This window comes from Streptomyces sp. ISL-99 (assembly GCF_018614005.1).
GTDB lineage: Bacteria > Actinomycetota > Actinomycetes > Streptomycetales > Streptomycetaceae > Streptomyces > Streptomyces flavidovirens.
The window spans coordinates 78,304-93,463 of sequence record NZ_JAGGPC010000006.1; the positions used below are offsets into that span (position 1 = coordinate 78,304).

A 15,160-nucleotide genomic window follows, 5' to 3' on the forward strand; every position below is an offset into this window, starting at 1 on the left:
GGCGAGAATGCGGAGCATGGGACATCTTGAGGCCGCACACGTCGAGTACTACCTGCCGGACGGGCGGCCGCTGCTCGGCGACGTCTCCTTCCGGGTCGGCGAGGGCGCTGTCGTGGCCCTGGTCGGGCCCAACGGAGCGGGCAAGACGACCCTGCTCCGGCTGATCTCCCGGGAGCTGCAGCCGCACGGCGGTTCGGTGACGGTGAGCGGCGGGCTCGGGGTGATGGGGCAGTTCGTGGGGTCCGTGCAGGACGAGCGGACGGTGCGGGACCTGCTGGTCTCGGTGTCCCAGGAGCGGATCCGGGAGGCGGCCGCCGCCGTCGACCGGGCCGAGCACGGGATCCTGACCGTGGACGACGAGAAGGCGCAGATGGCTTATGCGCAGGCGTTGTCCGACTGGGCGGAGGTCGGCGGGTACGACGCCGAGACCGTGTGGGACATGTGCTCCATGGCGGCGCTGGGGATTGAGTACGACAAGGCGCAGTTCCGCGAGGTGCGGACGCTCAGCGGAGGCGAGCAGAAGCGGCTCGTGCTGGAGGCGTTGCTGCGGGGGCCCGATGAAGTGCTGCTGCTCGATGAGCCTGACAACTATCTGGACGTGCCGGGCAAGCGGTGGCTGGAGGAGCGCCTGAAGGAGACCCGCAAGACGGTCTTCTTCGTCTCCCACGACCGTGAGCTGCTTTCGCGGTCCGCGGACAAGATCGTGAGCCTGGAGCCGGGGGCGACGGGGGCCGACGCGTGGGTGCACGGCGCCGGGTTCGACACCTTCCACGAGGCGCGGGCCGAGCGGTTCGCCCGGTTCGAGGAGCTCCTGCGCCGGTGGGAGGAGGAGCACGCGCGGCTCAAGGCACTGGTGCTGAGGCTGCGGGGGCAGGCCGCGAGCAGCCCCGACATGGCGTCGCGGTACCGGGCCATGCGGACGCGGTTCGAGAAGTTCGAGGAGGCGGGGCCGCCGCCGGAACCGCCGCGGAAGCAGGACATCCGGATGCGGCTGCGGGGTGGGCGCACGGGGGTGCGGGCCGTGGTGTGCAAGGGGCTGGAGCTCACCGGGCTGATGAAGCCGTTCGACCTGGAGGTCTATTACGGGGAACGGGTCGCCGTGCTCGGGTCGAACGGATCCGGCAAGTCGCACTTCCTGCGGCTGCTCGCCGGGGAGGACGTCAGGCACACGGGGGAGTGGAAGCTGGGCGCGCGGGTGGTGGCCGGGCACTTCGCCCAGACGCACGCGCATCCCGAGCTGGTCGGGCGGACGCTCGTCGACATCCTGTGGTCGGAACATTCCAAGGACCGGGGCGGGGCGATGGGCGCGCTGCGGCGGTACGAGCTGGAGCGCCAGGGGGATCAGGCGTTCGACCGGCTGTCGGGCGGGCAGCAGGCGCGCTTCCAGATCCTGCTGATGGAGCTGGAGGGGACGACCGCGCTGCTGCTCGACGAGCCGACGGACAACCTTGACCTGGAGTCCGCCGAGGCGCTGCAGGAGGGGCTGGAGGCGTACGACGGGACGGTGCTGGCCGTGACGCACGACCGGTGGTTCGCGAAGAGCTTCGACCGGTATCTGGTCTTCGGGTCGGACGGGGTCGTACGGGAGACGGCGGAGCCGGTGTGGGACGAGCGGCGGGTGGAGCGGGCGCGGTAGGGGGCTGGCGCCGCGGGGATCGCTGGGCGCGGGCTGCGGGCTGCGGGCTGTGGTGCGGCGGGGGTGCTTGCCGGAGGCCCGGGCTCTGGGGTCGGTGCCGCGTCGGGGCGTCTCCTCGGGCGCCGAACGTTCGGGTACGGGGTTTGTTCGGGCGTGTTGCGTTCGACGCCCTGCGGGGAGCGCCCCGACACGTCCCCTCCTGGCACCGTGGGGGGGCGGGCCGGGGCCCGGCGGGGCCGTTTTGACCCGTACGGGGGCAGGCGGGTAAGCTTCCAGTTTGTTATGCGTATTGGCTTGGTCGTTCTCACGCGAGGGGCCCTTACGCCGGTCCACCGGGCCGATGACCAGCGGCAGGCAGACGGGTTGCGTCCCCGGATGCCGCCACGGCTGTCGTGATCGTCCCAGTGGCCTTGTCAGGACCCACTCACTGAAGAAGCGAAGGCTACGACCGTGCGTACGTACAGCCCCAAGCCCGGCGATGTCACGCGCCAGTGGCACATCATCGACGCGCAGGACATCGTCCTGGGCCGTCTGGCGACGACTGCCGCCAACCTCCTGCGGGGCAAGCACAAGGCGATTTACGCCCCGCACATGGACATGGGCGACTTCGTCATCATTGTCAACGCCGAGAAGGTTCACCTCTCCGGCAACAAGAAGACCCAGAAGATGGCGTACCGCCACTCCGGTTTCCCGGGCGGTCTCCGTTCGGTGCGCTACGACGAGCTGCTGGCGAAGAGCCCCGAGAAGGCCGTCGAGAAGGCCATCAAGGGCATGATCCCCAAGAACACCCTGGGTCGTCAGATGCTTTCGAAGCTGAAGGTCTACGCAGGTCCCGAGCACCCGCACGCTGCCCAGCAGCCGGTGCCGTTCGAGATCACCCAGGTCGCGCAGTAGTTCCGGCCACACCCCCTAAGAACGAAAGAAATCTGAGGAGAATCGTGGCCGAGACCACTGTTGAGACGCCCGTCGAGGGTTCCGAGGCCGAAGAGACCTTCGCCGAGGTGACCACCTTCGAGTCCGAGGTTCCCGTCGAGGGCGAGTACACCAGCGAGTCCCTCGCGGGCCGTTTCGGTGACCCGCAGCCCGCGGCCGGCCTTGGCCGTCGCAAGAACGCCATCGCCCGCGTCCGGATCGTTCCGGGCACCGGCAAGTGGAAGATCAACGGGCGTACGCTCGAGGACTACTTCCCGAACAAGGTCCACCAGCAGGAAGTCAACGAGCCCTTCAAGGTGCTCGAGCTCGACGGCCGCTACGACGTCATCGCCCGCATCGCGGGTGGCGGTGTCTCCGGTCAGGCCGGTGCGCTCCGTCTCGGTGTCGCCCGTGCGCTGAACGAGGCGGACGTGGACAACAACCGCGCCACGCTGAAGAAGGCCGGCTTCCTCTCCCGCGACGACCGTGCGGTCGAGCGCAAGAAGGCCGGTCTCAAGAAGGCCCGTAAGGCGCCGCAGTACAGCAAGCGCTAATCCGCCTGCTCGCCTGCATCAGACGTTCGCCCCGGCGGCACATTGTGTGCTGCCGGGGCGAACGTTTATGGCTTTGTAGCCACCTTGCATTTTCGGAGCATTTTCGGAGGACACCAGTGGGACGACTCTTCGGCACTGACGGTGTGCGCGGTGTCGCCAACGCGGATCTGACGGCCGAGCTCGCGCTCGGTCTGTCGGTCGCGGCGGCGCATGTGCTCGCCGAGGCGGGCACCTTTGAGGGGCATCGGCCGACCGCCGTGGTCGGACGTGATCCGCGTGCGTCGGGGGAGTTTCTGGAGGCCGCCGTCGTGGCGGGCCTGGCGAGCGCGGGCGTGGATGTCTTGAGGGTGGGCGTGCTGCCCACCCCCGCGGTGGCGTATCTGACGGGCGCGCTCGGTGCCGACCTCGGCGTCATGCTCTCCGCGAGCCACAACGCGATGCCGGACAACGGTGTCAAGTTCTTCGCGCGCGGCGGTCACAAGCTCGCCGACGAGCTGGAGCACCGGATCGAGGCCGTGTACGAGCAGCACCGGACCGGTGAGCCGTGGGCCCGGCCGACGGGCGCCGGTGTCGGACGGGTGTCCGACTACGACGCGGGCTTCGACCAGTACATCGCGCACTTGATCGGCGTACTGCCGAATCGGCTCGACGGGGTCAAGGTCGTGCTGGACGAGGCGCACGGTGCCGCCTCTCGCGTCTCTCCCGAGGCCTTCGCCCGGGCCGGCGCCGAGATCATCACCATCGGTGCCGATCCCGACGGGCTGAACATCAACGACGGGTGCGGGTCCACGCACCTGGAGATGCTCCAGGCCGCTGTGGTTGAGCACGGTGCCGATCTCGGGATCGCCCATGACGGGGATGCCGACCGGTGCCTCGCTGTCGATGCCGAGGGGCGCGAGGTCGACGGGGACCAGATCCTCGCCGTGCTCGCCCTCGCCATGCGCGAGGCCGGTCAGCTGCGCAAGGACACCGTCGTCGGCACCGTCATGTCGAACCTGGGCTTCAAGCTGGCCATGGAGCGCGAGGGCATTGAACTCGTCCAGACCGGGGTGGGCGACCGGTACGTACTGGAGGCCATGAAGGCCGAGGGGTACGCGCTCGGCGGTGAGCAGTCCGGGCATGTGATCGTGCTGGACCATGCGACCACCGGCGACGGAACCCTGACCGGGCTGATGCTGGCAGCGCGGGTGGCCGCCACCGGGCGTACGCTCGCGGACCTCGCCGGGGTCATGAGCCGGCTTCCGCAGATCCTCATCAACGTGCCCGACGTCGACAAGTCGCGCGTCACCACCTCCGCCGAGCTGGCGGCCGCCGTCGCCGACGCCGAGCGTGAGCTGGGCGCCACGGGACGGGTACTGCTGCGCTCCTCGGGCACCGAGCCGCTCGTGCGGGTCATGGTCGAGGCGGCCGACATCGAGCAGGCGAAGGCGGTCGCGGGGCGGCTCGCCGATGTGGTGAAGTCCGCGCTGGGTTAGGCGTTGTTGCGCGCGGTACGTTCGCGCTGCTTCGCCCAGAGGTACTTCTGGGCGAGCAGCGTGAGCGTACCGGCGACGATGATGCCGAGCAGGTTCAGCAGGAGCTGCTCGGTGGAGCCCCAGGTTTGTTTTACGTCGCCGTAGCTCAGCGCCACGGCGGCGTTGGCCGCGGCCGGGACCGTCGTCACCGAGATGGCGACGCCGACCAGGGCGCCGGACTTGGCCGACGTGAGGGACAGCATGCCGGCCGCGCCCGCCAGTACCGCCACTACGAACGACAGCCGGTCCGGGGCGTAGATGAAGCCCGTGTTGGGGCGGTCGGCGTCCAGCATTTCCTCGGTGAACAGGTTCGTCGCGTTCATGAAGAGGCTGAACACGACCGTCACCGCCATCGCCGCCGCGAAGCCGACGATCAGCGCGGTGAACGAGCGCCACGCCAGCTTCGGGGCGCGCTGCACCAGCGCCGTGCAGAAGCCCGCCAGCGGGCCGAACTCCGGGCCCACCGCCATCGCGCCCACGATCAGGATCGCGTTGTCGAGCACCACACCGCAGGCCGCGATCATCGTCGCCAGCGACAGGAACGCGATGTAGGTGACGGAGAGAGTCGACTCCTCGTGGGTCGCGTCCGACAACTGCTCCCACAGCACCGCGTCCGCGGCCTCGCCCGGCGCGTCCTTCTCCGCCTTGTCGGCGCGGGAGGAGAGGGAGAGATCGATGTTCTCGACCGCGATCGAACCGCATTCGTCGATACCGAGGGCGCGGAGCGTGTTGATGAGGTCGTCGCCCGCCTCGCGCGCCACGTCGCACATGATCAGGTCGCCCGCCGGGTCGCGGGCCGCCCCGGGGACGACGGCGAGGTGTGTCGTGCCGACCGTCCTCTCCATCGTGCGTACGACCTCGTCGGTGCGGTCGGCGGGCACGATCAGGCGAAGGTGAAGCACAGTGTCTGTCCCTCAGAGTTTGCGGAGTGAGAGGCGCTTGACCTTGTGGTCGGGGCCCTTGCGGACAACCAGCGTGGCACGGCCGCGCGTTGGCGCCACGTTCTCCAGCAGGTTGGGCTTGTTGATGGTCCGCCACATCGTACGGGCGTAGTCCAGGGCCTCTTCCTCGGAGACCTGGGTGTACTTCCTGAAGTAGGAGGACGGGTCCTGGAAGGCCGTCGCGCGCAGTTTGCGGAAGCGGCCCAGGTACCAGGTCTCGATGTCCTCGGCGCGGGCGTCGACGTACACGCTGAAGTCGAAGTAGTCGGCGAGACCGACCCGCGTGCGGCCGTCCTTGCCGGGGAGCGCGGGCTGCAGGACGTTCAGGCCCTCGACGATCAGGATGTCCGGGCGGCGGACCGTGAGGCGCTCGCCCGGCACGATGTCGTAGATCAGGTGCGAGTAGACGGGCGCGGTGACCTCGTCCTTGCCCGCCTTGATGTCGGCGACGAAGCGGGTCAGGGCGCGCCGGTCGTACGACTCGGGGAAGCCCTTGCGCGCCAGGAGGCCGCGGCGCTCCAGCTCCTCCATGGGGTAGAGGAAGCCGTCGGTGGTGAGCAGCTCGACATGGGGGTGCTCCGGCCAGCGGGCCAGCAGTGCCTGGAGCAGCCGGGCGACCGTTGACTTGCCCACGGCCACGCTGCCCGCCACTCCTATGACGAACGGGGTGCCGCGCTGGGCGCCGTGGCCGTTGGGCGCGTCGCCGAGGAAGGTGTTCAGGGCGCCGCGCAGGCCCGAGGTCGCCTGCACGTAGAGGTTGAGCAGGCGGGAGAGGGGGAGGTAGACGTCCCGTACCTCGTCGAGGTCGATGACGTCGCCCAGGCCGCGGAGCTTTTCGAGCTCCTCCGCCGTGAGAGGAAGCGGCGTCTTGTCGCGCAGCGCGCTCCACTCCGCACGGGTCAGGTCCAGGTACGGCGAAGCGTCTGCCCGGCGCTGGGCGCCTCGCTGGGTGGTGCCTGGCGGCGAAGTGATCACATGAACATTGTCGGGTGTGCGGGGCCGCCGTGGGTGGTGTGCTCGGTCACGTGGGGGCGTCGGCCGTAGGGTGCGGACATGTGCGGAATCGTGGGGTACGTCGGCGGGCAGTCGGCGCTTGATGTTGTCGTCGCGGGACTGAAGCGGCTCGAATACCGGGGTTACGACTCGTCAGGCGTGGCCGTCCTCGCCGACGGTGGGCTGGCCGCCGGGAAGAAGGCGGGCAAGCTCGTCAACCTGGAGAAGGAGCTCGTGGGACGGCCGCTGCCGGCCGGGGCCACGGGGATCGGACACACCCGGTGGGCCACGCACGGGGGGCCGACCGATGCCAACGCGCATCCGCATCTGGACAACGCGGGCCGGGTCGCCGTCGTACACAACGGGATCATCGAGAACTTCGCCGTGCTGCGGGCCGAGCTCGCCGAGCGCGGTCACGATCTGGTGTCGGAGACCGACACCGAGGTCGTGGCGCATCTGCTGGCCGAGTCGTTCTCCTCGTGCGGGGACCTGGCGGAGTCGATGCGGCTGGTGTGCCGGCGGCTCGAAGGCGCGTTCACGCTGGTCGCGGTGCACGCGGACGAGCCCGACGTGGTGGTGGGCGCGCGGCGGAACTCGCCGCTGGTGGTGGGTGTGGGGGAGGGGGAAGCCTTCCTCGCCTCCGATGTCGCCGCGTTCATCGCGCACACGCGCTCCGCGATCGAGCTGGGACAGGACCAGGTCGTCGAACTGCGGCGGGACGAGGGCGGGAGCGGGGGCGTGGGTGGCGCTGCCGGGGTGTCGGTCACAGTCACTGATTTCCACGGCGCGCCCGCGGAAGTGCGGTCGTACCGCATCGACTGGGACGCCTCCGCCGCCGAGAAGGGCGGCTACGACTACTTCATGCTCAAGGAGATCGCCGAGCAGCCGAAGGCCGTCGCCGACACGCTGCTGGGGCGGATCGACTCGGCTGGGTCCCTGACCCTGGACGAGGTGCGGATTCCCGATTCCGTACTGCGGGAAGTCGACAAGGTCGTGGTGGTCGCCTGTGGAACCGCCTTTCACGCGGGGATGATCGCGAAGCTGGCCATTGAGCACTGGACGCGCATTCCCTGTGAGACCGAGCTGGCGAGTGAATTCCGGTACCGCGATCCCATTCTTGACTCGCGGACGCTGGTGATCGCGATTTCGCAGTCCGGCGAGACCATGGACACGCTGATGGCGCTGCGGCACGCGCGGGAACAGGGCGCGAAGGTTCTGGCCATCTGCAATACGAACGGGTCGACCATTTCGCGTGAATCGGACGCGGTGCTTTATACGCATGCCGGGCCGGAAGTCGCCGTTGCTTCCACCAAGGCGTTCCTGACGCAGCTGGTCGCCTGTTATCTGGTCGCGCTCTATCTGGCGCAGGTGCGCGGGTCCAAGTGGGGGGACGAGGTGCGGGGCGTGGTGCGCGAGCTGTCCGCGATCTCGGGTGAGGTGGAGCGGGTCCTGGAGACCATGGAGCCGGTGCGGGAGCTGGCCCGGTCGCTGGCGGGGAAGAACACGGTGCTTTTCCTGGGGCGGCATGTGGGGTATCCGGTCGCCCTGGAGGGTGCGCTCAAGCTGAAGGAACTCGCCTATATGCATGCGGAGGGGTTCGCCGCGGGTGAGCTGAAGCATGGGCCGATTGCTCTGATCGAGGATGATTTGCCGGTTGTGGTGGTTGTTCCTTCGCCTCGGGGGCGGTCCATTCTGCACGACAAGATCGTGTCGAACATGCAGGAGATCCGGGCTCGGGGGGCCCGGACGATTGTGATTGCTGAGGAAGGTGACGAGGCGGTTGTTCCGTACGCCGATCATCTGATCCGGATTCCGGCTACGCCGACGCTTTTGCAGCCGCTGGTCTCCACCGTGCCTTTGCAGGTTTTCGCTTGTGAGCTGGCTACGGCTCGGGGCAATGAGGTCGATCAGCCCCGGAATCTGGCCAAGTCCGTGACGGTGGAGTGAGCGCGTGATCATTGGTGTGGGGATCGACGTCGCCGAGATCGAGCGCTTCCGGGCGTCGATGGAGCGTACGCCGCAGATGGCCGAACGGCTTTTCCTGAGTAGTGAGTTGAACCTGCCCAGCGGTGACCGGCGCGGCATCGCCTCGCTCGCGGCGCGGTTCGCGGCGAAGGAGGCCCTCGCGAAGGCGCTGGGCGCGCCGGCCGGGCTGCACTGGACGGACGCGGAGGTGTACGTCGAGGACAGCGGGCAGCCGAGGCTGCGGGTGAGCGGGACGGTGCTGGCGCGGGCGGAGGCGCTCGGGGTGCGGTCCTGGCATGTCTCGCTCAGTCACGACGCGGGGATCGCTTCCGCGGTGGTCATTGCCGAAGGGTGAGGTGTTTTTCTGATGCGTGCTGCTTATGGCGTGGAGACCGTGCGGACCGCCGAGCGGGAGCTGATGGCCCGGCTCCCTGAGGGCGCGCTCATGCAGCGGGCCGCGGCCGGGCTCGCCGCGGTGTGTGCGGGGCTGCTGGGGCGGGTGTACGGGGCGCGGGTCGTGCTGCTGGTGGGAAGCGGGGACAACGGGGGCGACGCGCTGTACGCGGGGGCGCGGCTGGCCCGGCGGGGGGCGGGGGTGACCGCCGTGCTGCTCGACGCGGAGCGGGCGCATGGGGGTGGGCTGGCGGCGTTGCGGCGGGCCGGGGGGGTGGTCGCTGGTGGTGCGGGTGGTGCGGGTGGCGCCGGTGCGGGTGCGGGTGCGGGTGCGGATCTGGTGATCGACGGGATCACTGGGATCGGCGGGCGGGGTGGTCTGCGGGAGGCCGCTGTGCCGCTGGCGCGGGCCGCGCGGGCCGCGCGGGACTCCGGGGCGATTGTTGTGGCCGTGGATCTGCCCAGCGGCGTCGAGGCGGACAGTGGGGAGGTGCGCGGGGAGTGCGTGCGCGCTGACGCGACGGTGACCTTTGGTACGTACAAGCCCGGGCTGCTGATCGACCCCGCACGGGAGTACGTCGGGGCCGTGCGGCTGGTTGAGCTGGGGCTCGATCTCGGGGCGGCGGAGGCCGATGTCGAGGCGCTGCAGCACGCGGATGTGGCCGCGCTGCTGCCGGTTCCCGGGGCGGAGAGTGACAAGTACCGGCGCGGGGTGGTGGGCGTCGTGGCCGGGTCGGAGCGGTATCCGGGGGCGGCGGTGCTCGCCGTCGCGGGGGCGCTGCGGGGTGGGGCCGGGGCTGTGCGGTACGTCGGGCACGGGGCGGACGCGGTCATCGCGCGCTACCCCGAGGCGCTGGTGCACGCGGGGCCGCCGTCGAAGGCGGGGCGGGTTCAGGCGTGGGTGGTCGGGCCGGGGCTGGGGGAGGACGCGGGCCGGGCGCTGGGGGATGTGCTGGCGAGTGATGTGCCGGTGCTGGTGGACGCGGACGGGCTGCGACCGTTGGAGCCCGAGATGGTGCGGGGGCGGGACGCGCCGACGCTGCTTACGCCGCACGCCGGGGAGGCGGCTGCGCTGCTCGGGGTGTCACGGGAGGAAGTGGAGGCGGGGCGGCTGGTCGCGGTGCGGGAGCTGGCCGCGCTGTATGGGGCGACTGTGCTGCTGAAGGGGTCTACGACGCTGGTGGCGCCGGCGGGGGGCGCGGGTGCGGGGTTTGTGCGGCGGCCTGTGCGGGTGAATCCGACGGGGACGCCCTGGCTGGCCACGGCGGGCAGTGGGGATGTGCTGTCGGGGCTTGCGGGGGCGTTGCTCGCGGCGGGGCTGGGGGCGGTGGACGCGGGGTCGGTGGCGGCGTACGTGCACGGTCTTGCGGGGCGGCTGGCGGCGGGCGGGGCGGGGGTGGGCGCGGCGCCGGTGGGGGCGCACGACGTTGCGGACGCGGTGTCGGGGGCCTGGCGGGGGGTTGTGGGGCGGGGGCGGGCCGCTCCGGGGGCGCCGTTCGGGACTGCATGATTTAGGCGCGGTGCGGTGTTGAGGTGCGAAGCCCGCGTCCTGCCCACAAATCACGCTTTACGTCCCGAACAGCACCCCCTGCGCGTCCCGCCCCCTCGCGCCGTCTCGCTCCTGGCCCGCCGGTTGGTGGATACGCATCGACCGTGGCCGGTTGAACGGGGCTGTCGTACGGCTCTGAGACACTTGGCGCGATGACCGCGATGACCCATACCCCCATGCGAGCCCGCGCCGAGATCGACCTGGCGGCCCTGCGAGCCAACGTGCGGGCTTTGCGTGCTCGCGCGGCGGGGGCCCAGTTGATGGCCGTGGTGAAGTCGGACGCGTACGGACATGGCGCCGTGCGCTGTGCCCGCGCGGCCCTCGACGCCGGGGCGACCTGGCTCGGGACCGCCACCCCCGAAGAGGCGCTGGCGCTGCGCGCCGCCGGGTTCGACGGGCCGCTGTTGTGCTGGCTGTGGACCCCCGGCGGGCCCTGGCGCGAGGCGGTCGAGGCGGGCATCGACGTGTCCGTGAGCGGGATGTGGGCGCTGGAGGAAGTCGTTGCGGCTGCGCGTGCGGTGGGGCGAGTCGCGCGCGTACAGCTCAAGGCCGACACCGGGCTCGGGCGCAACGGGTGCCAGCCGGCCGACTGGCCCGAGTTGGTGCGGCATGCCCTGGAGGCGCGGGACGCTGTCAGGGTTACCGGGCTCTGGTCGCACCTGGCCTGTGCGGACGAGCCCGGGCATCCCTCGATCGCTGTTCAGCTGGCCGTTTTCCGGGACCTGGTCGAGTACGCCGAGAAGGCCGGCGTTGAGCCCGAGGTCCGGCACCTCGCCAACTCGCCCGCGACGCTGACCCTGCCCGCGACGCACTTCGATCTCGTACGGACCGGCATCGCCATGTACGGCGTCTCGCCGAGCCCCGAGCTCGGCACACCCGCCGACTTCGGGCTGCGGCCCGTGATGACGCTCGCTGCCTCTGTGGCGCTGGTCAAGCGGGTGCCGGAGGGCCACGGCGTCAGTTACGGGCATCACTACGTGACGGGCGGGGAGACGAACCTCGGGCTCATCCCGGTCGGGTACGCCGACGGCATTCCGCGCCACGCGTCCGGTACCGGGCCCGTGCTGGTGGGTGGCAAGTGGCGGCGGGTCGCCGGGCGGGTCGCCATGGATCAGTTCGTGGTCGACCTGGGGGCTGATGTGGTTGAGGCGGGGGACGAGGCCGTGCTGTTCGGGCCCGGCGACCGGGGAGAGCCGACGGCCGAGGACTGGGCGCAGGCCGCGGGCACCATCGCGTACGAAATTGTCACCCGCATCGGATCGCGGGTACCACGCGTCTATGTGAATGAGGACCCCGACAGCTAGGAGAGCGGCACCGTGAGCGAGAGCAGCGCGCCCGGCGTGGCGGAGGTGGCGGCGGAGGCCGCGACCGCCGCCGTCGGCAACTGGCGCCGGGCGGGTGTGGCCGGTGCCGCGATAGGTGTGGTCGCGGCGGGCGCGGCCGCCGGCGTCGCCCTTGAGCGGCTGACCGTCGGCCGCGGCATGCGGAGGAAGGCGCGGCTCGCGCTGGACGCCTCCGGCCCGTACGGCGCTCTGCGCGGGATGCCGGGACAGGCCCTGGCGGACGACGGAACCCGGATCTACTACGAAGTGGACGAGGTGGACGCGGACGGTGCGTCTTCCGGTCCGCGGCGGCGCCGGCTCTTCGGGCGTAAGAACCCGGCCCCTGTCACCGTCGTTTTCAGTCATGGCTTCTGTCTGAGTCAGGACTCCTGGCATTTCCAGCGGGCGGCCCTGCGGGGTGTTGTCCGGACTGTGCACTGGGACCAGCGCAGTCACGGCCGCTCGGGGCGCGGGGCGGCCCAGGGGCGTGGTGTCGCGGTCGACATCGAGCAGCTGGGGCGGGACCTGAAGGCCGTCATCGACGCCGCCGCGCCCGAGGGGCCGCTGGTGCTGGTGGGGCACTCGATGGGCGGCATGACCGTCATGGCCCTGGCGGACCAGTTCCCTGAGATCGTCCGCGAGCGGGTGGTGGGTGCTGTTTTCGTCGGTACGTCGTCGGGGAAGCTCGGCGAGGTCAATTTCGGGCTTCCGGTGGCGGGCGTGAACGCCGTACGCCGTGTCCTGCCGCGTGTGCTGCGCGCGCTGGGAACGCAGGCGGAGATCGTCGAGCGTGGGCGGCGGGCGACTGCTGATCTCTTCGCCGGGCTGATCAAGCGCTATTCGTTCGGTTCGAAGGACGTGGACCCGGCGGTCGCGCGGTTCGCGGAGCGGCTGATCGAGGGGACGCCGATCGATGTCGTTGCCGAGTTCTATCCGGCGTTCACGGATCATGACAAGGCGGATGCGCTGGAGATCTTCGCCGAGGTGCCGGTGCTTGTGCTCGCGGGGGACAGGGACCTGGTGACGCCCAGCGAGCACAGCGAGGGCATCGCGCGTCTGCTGCCGGACGCCGAGCTGGTGATAGTCCCGGACGCCGGTCACCTGGTCATGCTGGAGCACCCCGAGGTGGTCACCGACCGGCTCGCGGACCTGCTGGCCAGGGTGGGCGCCGTCCCGGCAGCCGCTAACGTTGGGACGTATGGAAGCACCGCACAGCCCGGCGGCTGATGTCACCTCCGCCGTCCTCGTTGTTCACTCGCCCGACCTGATGCAGGAGTTCGGGCGCCGGCTCGCCAAAGTGCTGCGGCCCGGCGATCTCGTGATGCTCTCCGGCGAGCTCGGCGCCGGCAAGACGACGCTGACGCGCGGGCTCGGCGAAGGGCTCGGGGTGCGCGGCGCCGTGACGTCGCCCACGTTCGTCATCGCGCGCGTCCACCCCTCCCTGACCGGCGGCCCCGCGCTGGTGCACGTCGACGCGTACCGGCTCGGCGGCGGGCTCGACGAGATGGAAGACCTTGATCTCGACGTCTCGCTGCCGGACTCCGTGGTGGTCGTCGAGTGGGGCGACGGGAAGGTCGAGGAACTGTCCGACGACCGGCTCCATGTGGTCATCCACCGGGCTGTGGGCGACTCCGACGACGAGGTGCGTCACGTGACGGTGAACGGGATCGGGGCGCGCTGGGCCGGGGAGGACCTGGCCGCGCTGGGCGCCTGACGTCCGTACGTTCCGACAAGACGTCGGCAAGATGTTGCGCCGGTGCGGCCGGGCATGGTCACATGGGTACCGAGACTGGTTAGGTCTACCTAACCACGCCTGCTCAACCGGAGCCCAGGAGGCATCCATGCCGGCTTCAGAGAACGAAGCGCCTCAGCCTCTCTCCATGCGCGACCTGCTGGCCTCGTGCGCGGCGGCCACGGCGGTCTCCACGCCGCCCAGAGAGCAGCCGCAGGAGGACGAGGCGCCCGTCGAGGAGCGCGCGGAACAGCGCGACGCCGCCTAGCCCTGTCCCTCGTGCGGGCGTATTTACGGGACGACTACGACCTTCACGCCGACCGTCGCGAAGCTCCACATCGCGTCGCCGTCGGCGCGTGGCATGCGTACGCCCCCGGTCTTGCTCTTCGGGTCCGGGCTCGGCATCGACCCGTCGACCGCGGCGCTGAAGCCGATCGATACGCCCTCGACCGACGTGAACCGCACGACGTGCTCGACCTGCACCCCGTCCGAGCCGGTGATGCTCCCCGAGCGCGAGCTCACCGCGTACGTACCGGGCGGCGGGCTCACCGTGCTCGGCGCGACCTGGAAGGTCCTGCTCGCCCTGCCCTTCCCGTCCACCAGCCACACCCGCCGCTCGGCCAGCGAGTAGACCACGCGGGTCCCCGTGCCCGACCGGGCCGGCACCGCGAGCGCGTCCTTCTCCTTGGCCGGCCCCTTGGGCGGGTGCGAGGCGTGCGCCGCGGGGGCCTTGCCGGCGCGGGGTTCGGCGAGCTGCTCGGGGGAAGGGGCACTCGCCGACGCCTGGTAGGCGAGGAAAGCGACCGCCGCCACGGCTGCCGCGGTGAGCCCGGCCACGATTCCCGAGCTGCTCCTTGCCACCTTGGTCCACCTCATGTTCGTGCTGGGGCGCATGTGGTGGCGACGGTAGCAGCAGGTGCCGGGAAGGACGGGGGACGCCGTGCACGCCGTGCGCGGGCCGTAGGCTGTTTGTGTGCTCCTGCTCGCCGTTGATACCGCCACCCCAGCCGTCACCGTCGCCCTCCACGACGGGGATTCCGTCGTCGCCGAGGCCGGCCAGGTCGACGCACGCCGTCATGGGGAGCTGCTGCTGCCCACCATCGACCGGGTCCTCGCCGAAGCCGGTCTGAAACTCGACGCCGTCACCGGGGTCGTTGTGGGCGTCGGCCCCGGCCCGTACACCGGGCTGCGCGTCGGGCTCGCGACCGCCGAGACCTTCGGCCTCGTGCTCGGGGTGCCGGTGCACGGGCTGTGCACCCTGGACGGTCTCGCGTACGCCGCCGGGATCGCCGGGCCCTTCGCCGTGGCCACCGACGCGCGCCGCAAGGAGGTCTACTGGGCGCGGTACGCCGATGCCCGTACGCGCGTCGGCGAGCCCTCCGTCGACCGGCCCGCCGACATAGCGGAGCAGCTCGCGGGCCTGCCCGTGGTCGGCTCCGGCGCGCTGCTCTACCCCGAGGCCTTCCCCGACGCGCGCGGACCCGAGCACCAGTCGGCGGGCGCCCTGGCGTCGCTGGCCGCCGAGAAGCTCGCGGCGGGGGATGCCGGGGGCTTTCTGGCGCCGCTGCCGCTGTATCTGCGCCGGCCCGACGCGCAGGTCCCGAAGAACTACAAGGTGGTCACTCCGAAGTGACCGCGGTGCTGAGAGA

At 70.8% G+C, this 15,160-nt stretch carries 15 protein-coding genes; 12 read left to right on the forward strand and 3 right to left on the reverse strand.

The window, feature by feature from the left end; translation table 11 throughout:
* The first annotated feature begins 7 nt into the window (after positions 1–7).
* The 4 genes from J7E91_RS03880 to glmM all read left to right on the forward strand — a co-directional run bounded on the left by J7E91_RS03880 (position 8) and on the right by glmM (position 4,577).
* Positions 8–1,636 (forward strand): ABC-F family ATP-binding cassette domain-containing protein, encoded by a 1,629-nt coding sequence (locus J7E91_RS03880; protein ID WP_214899111.1) that lies wholly within the window; start codon positions 8–10, stop codon positions 1,634–1,636.
* Positions 1,637–2,086: 450 nt separating this feature from the next.
* On the forward strand, positions 2,087–2,530 hold the full coding sequence (gene rplM / locus J7E91_RS03885; RefSeq protein WP_028812351.1) for a 50S ribosomal protein L13: 444 nt from the start codon (positions 2,087–2,089) through the stop codon (positions 2,528–2,530).
* A 44-nt stretch (positions 2,531–2,574) separates the two neighbouring features.
* On the forward strand, positions 2,575–3,102 hold the full coding sequence (gene rpsI / locus J7E91_RS03890) for a 30S ribosomal protein S9 (protein ID WP_028812350.1): 528 nt from the start codon (positions 2,575–2,577) through the stop codon (positions 3,100–3,102).
* Between the two features lie 116 nt (positions 3,103–3,218).
* Positions 3,219–4,577 carry a phosphoglucosamine mutase gene (gene glmM / locus J7E91_RS03895; RefSeq protein ID WP_214899113.1) on the forward strand — a complete coding sequence of 453 codons (1,359 nt, stop codon included), beginning with the start codon at positions 3,219–3,221 and terminating at the stop codon, positions 4,575–4,577.
* On the opposite strand, the gene J7E91_RS03900 is transcribed toward glmM, so the two are convergent.
* Both J7E91_RS03900 and coaA read right to left on the reverse strand, forming a co-directional pair.
* Entirely contained in the window at positions 4,574–5,518 is a 945-nt protein-coding gene (locus J7E91_RS03900; protein ID WP_214899114.1) for a DUF389 domain-containing protein, read from the reverse strand. The two genes, glmM and J7E91_RS03900, sit on opposite strands and share 4 nt — an antisense overlap.
* A 12-nt stretch (positions 5,519–5,530) precedes the next feature.
* On the reverse strand, positions 5,531–6,532 hold the full coding sequence (gene coaA, locus J7E91_RS03905) for a type I pantothenate kinase (protein WP_308376011.1): 1,002 nt from the start codon (positions 6,530–6,532) through the stop codon (positions 5,531–5,533).
* 78 nt (positions 6,533–6,610) lie between these two features.
* Here coaA and glmS point away from each other — a divergent pair, with 78 nt between their 5' ends.
* From glmS to J7E91_RS03940, 7 genes are all read left to right on the forward strand, one after another.
* Positions 6,611–8,497 (forward strand): glutamine--fructose-6-phosphate transaminase (isomerizing), encoded by a 1,887-nt coding sequence (gene glmS, locus J7E91_RS03910; protein ID WP_214899115.1) that lies wholly within the window; start codon positions 6,611–6,613, stop codon positions 8,495–8,497.
* Positions 8,498–8,501: 4 nt separating this feature from the next.
* Complete coding sequence (locus tag J7E91_RS03915; RefSeq protein ID WP_214899116.1) at positions 8,502–8,870, forward strand: holo-ACP synthase; 369 nt, start codon at positions 8,502–8,504, stop codon at positions 8,868–8,870.
* 12 nt (positions 8,871–8,882) lie between these two features.
* Positions 8,883–10,418 (forward strand): NAD(P)H-hydrate dehydratase, encoded by a 1,536-nt coding sequence (locus J7E91_RS03920; RefSeq protein WP_214899117.1) that lies wholly within the window; start codon positions 8,883–8,885, stop codon positions 10,416–10,418.
* A 200-nt stretch (positions 10,419–10,618) separates the two neighbouring features.
* Complete coding sequence (alr, locus tag J7E91_RS03925; protein ID WP_214899213.1) at positions 10,619–11,761, forward strand: alanine racemase; 1,143 nt, start codon at positions 10,619–10,621, stop codon at positions 11,759–11,761.
* Positions 11,762–11,773: 12 nt separating this feature from the next.
* A complete protein-coding gene (locus tag J7E91_RS03930; protein WP_214899118.1) occupies positions 11,774–13,006 on the forward strand; it encodes an alpha/beta fold hydrolase in 1,233 nt (410 codons plus the stop codon).
* Entirely contained in the window at positions 12,978–13,493 is a 516-nt protein-coding gene (tsaE, locus tag J7E91_RS03935) for a tRNA (adenosine(37)-N6)-threonylcarbamoyltransferase complex ATPase subunit type 1 TsaE (protein ID WP_214899119.1), read from the forward strand. Before J7E91_RS03930 ends, tsaE begins: the two co-directional genes overlap by 29 nt.
* Positions 13,494–13,620: 127 nt before the next feature.
* Positions 13,621–13,779 carry a hypothetical protein gene (locus J7E91_RS03940; protein ID WP_214899121.1) on the forward strand — a complete coding sequence of 53 codons (159 nt, stop codon included), beginning with the start codon at positions 13,621–13,623 and terminating at the stop codon, positions 13,777–13,779.
* A 23-nt stretch (positions 13,780–13,802) separates the two neighbouring features.
* On the opposite strand, the gene J7E91_RS03945 is transcribed toward J7E91_RS03940, so the two are convergent.
* Positions 13,803–14,372, reverse strand: a complete 570-nt coding sequence (locus tag J7E91_RS03945) for a hypothetical protein (protein ID WP_308376013.1) — start codon at positions 14,370–14,372, stop codon at positions 13,803–13,805.
* Between the two features lie 112 nt (positions 14,373–14,484).
* Here J7E91_RS03945 and tsaB point away from each other — a divergent pair, with 112 nt between their 5' ends.
* Positions 14,485–15,144 carry a tRNA (adenosine(37)-N6)-threonylcarbamoyltransferase complex dimerization subunit type 1 TsaB gene (tsaB, locus tag J7E91_RS03950; RefSeq protein WP_214899123.1) on the forward strand — a complete coding sequence of 220 codons (660 nt, stop codon included), beginning with the start codon at positions 14,485–14,487 and terminating at the stop codon, positions 15,142–15,144.
* The last annotated feature ends 16 nt before the right edge of the window (positions 15,145–15,160 follow it).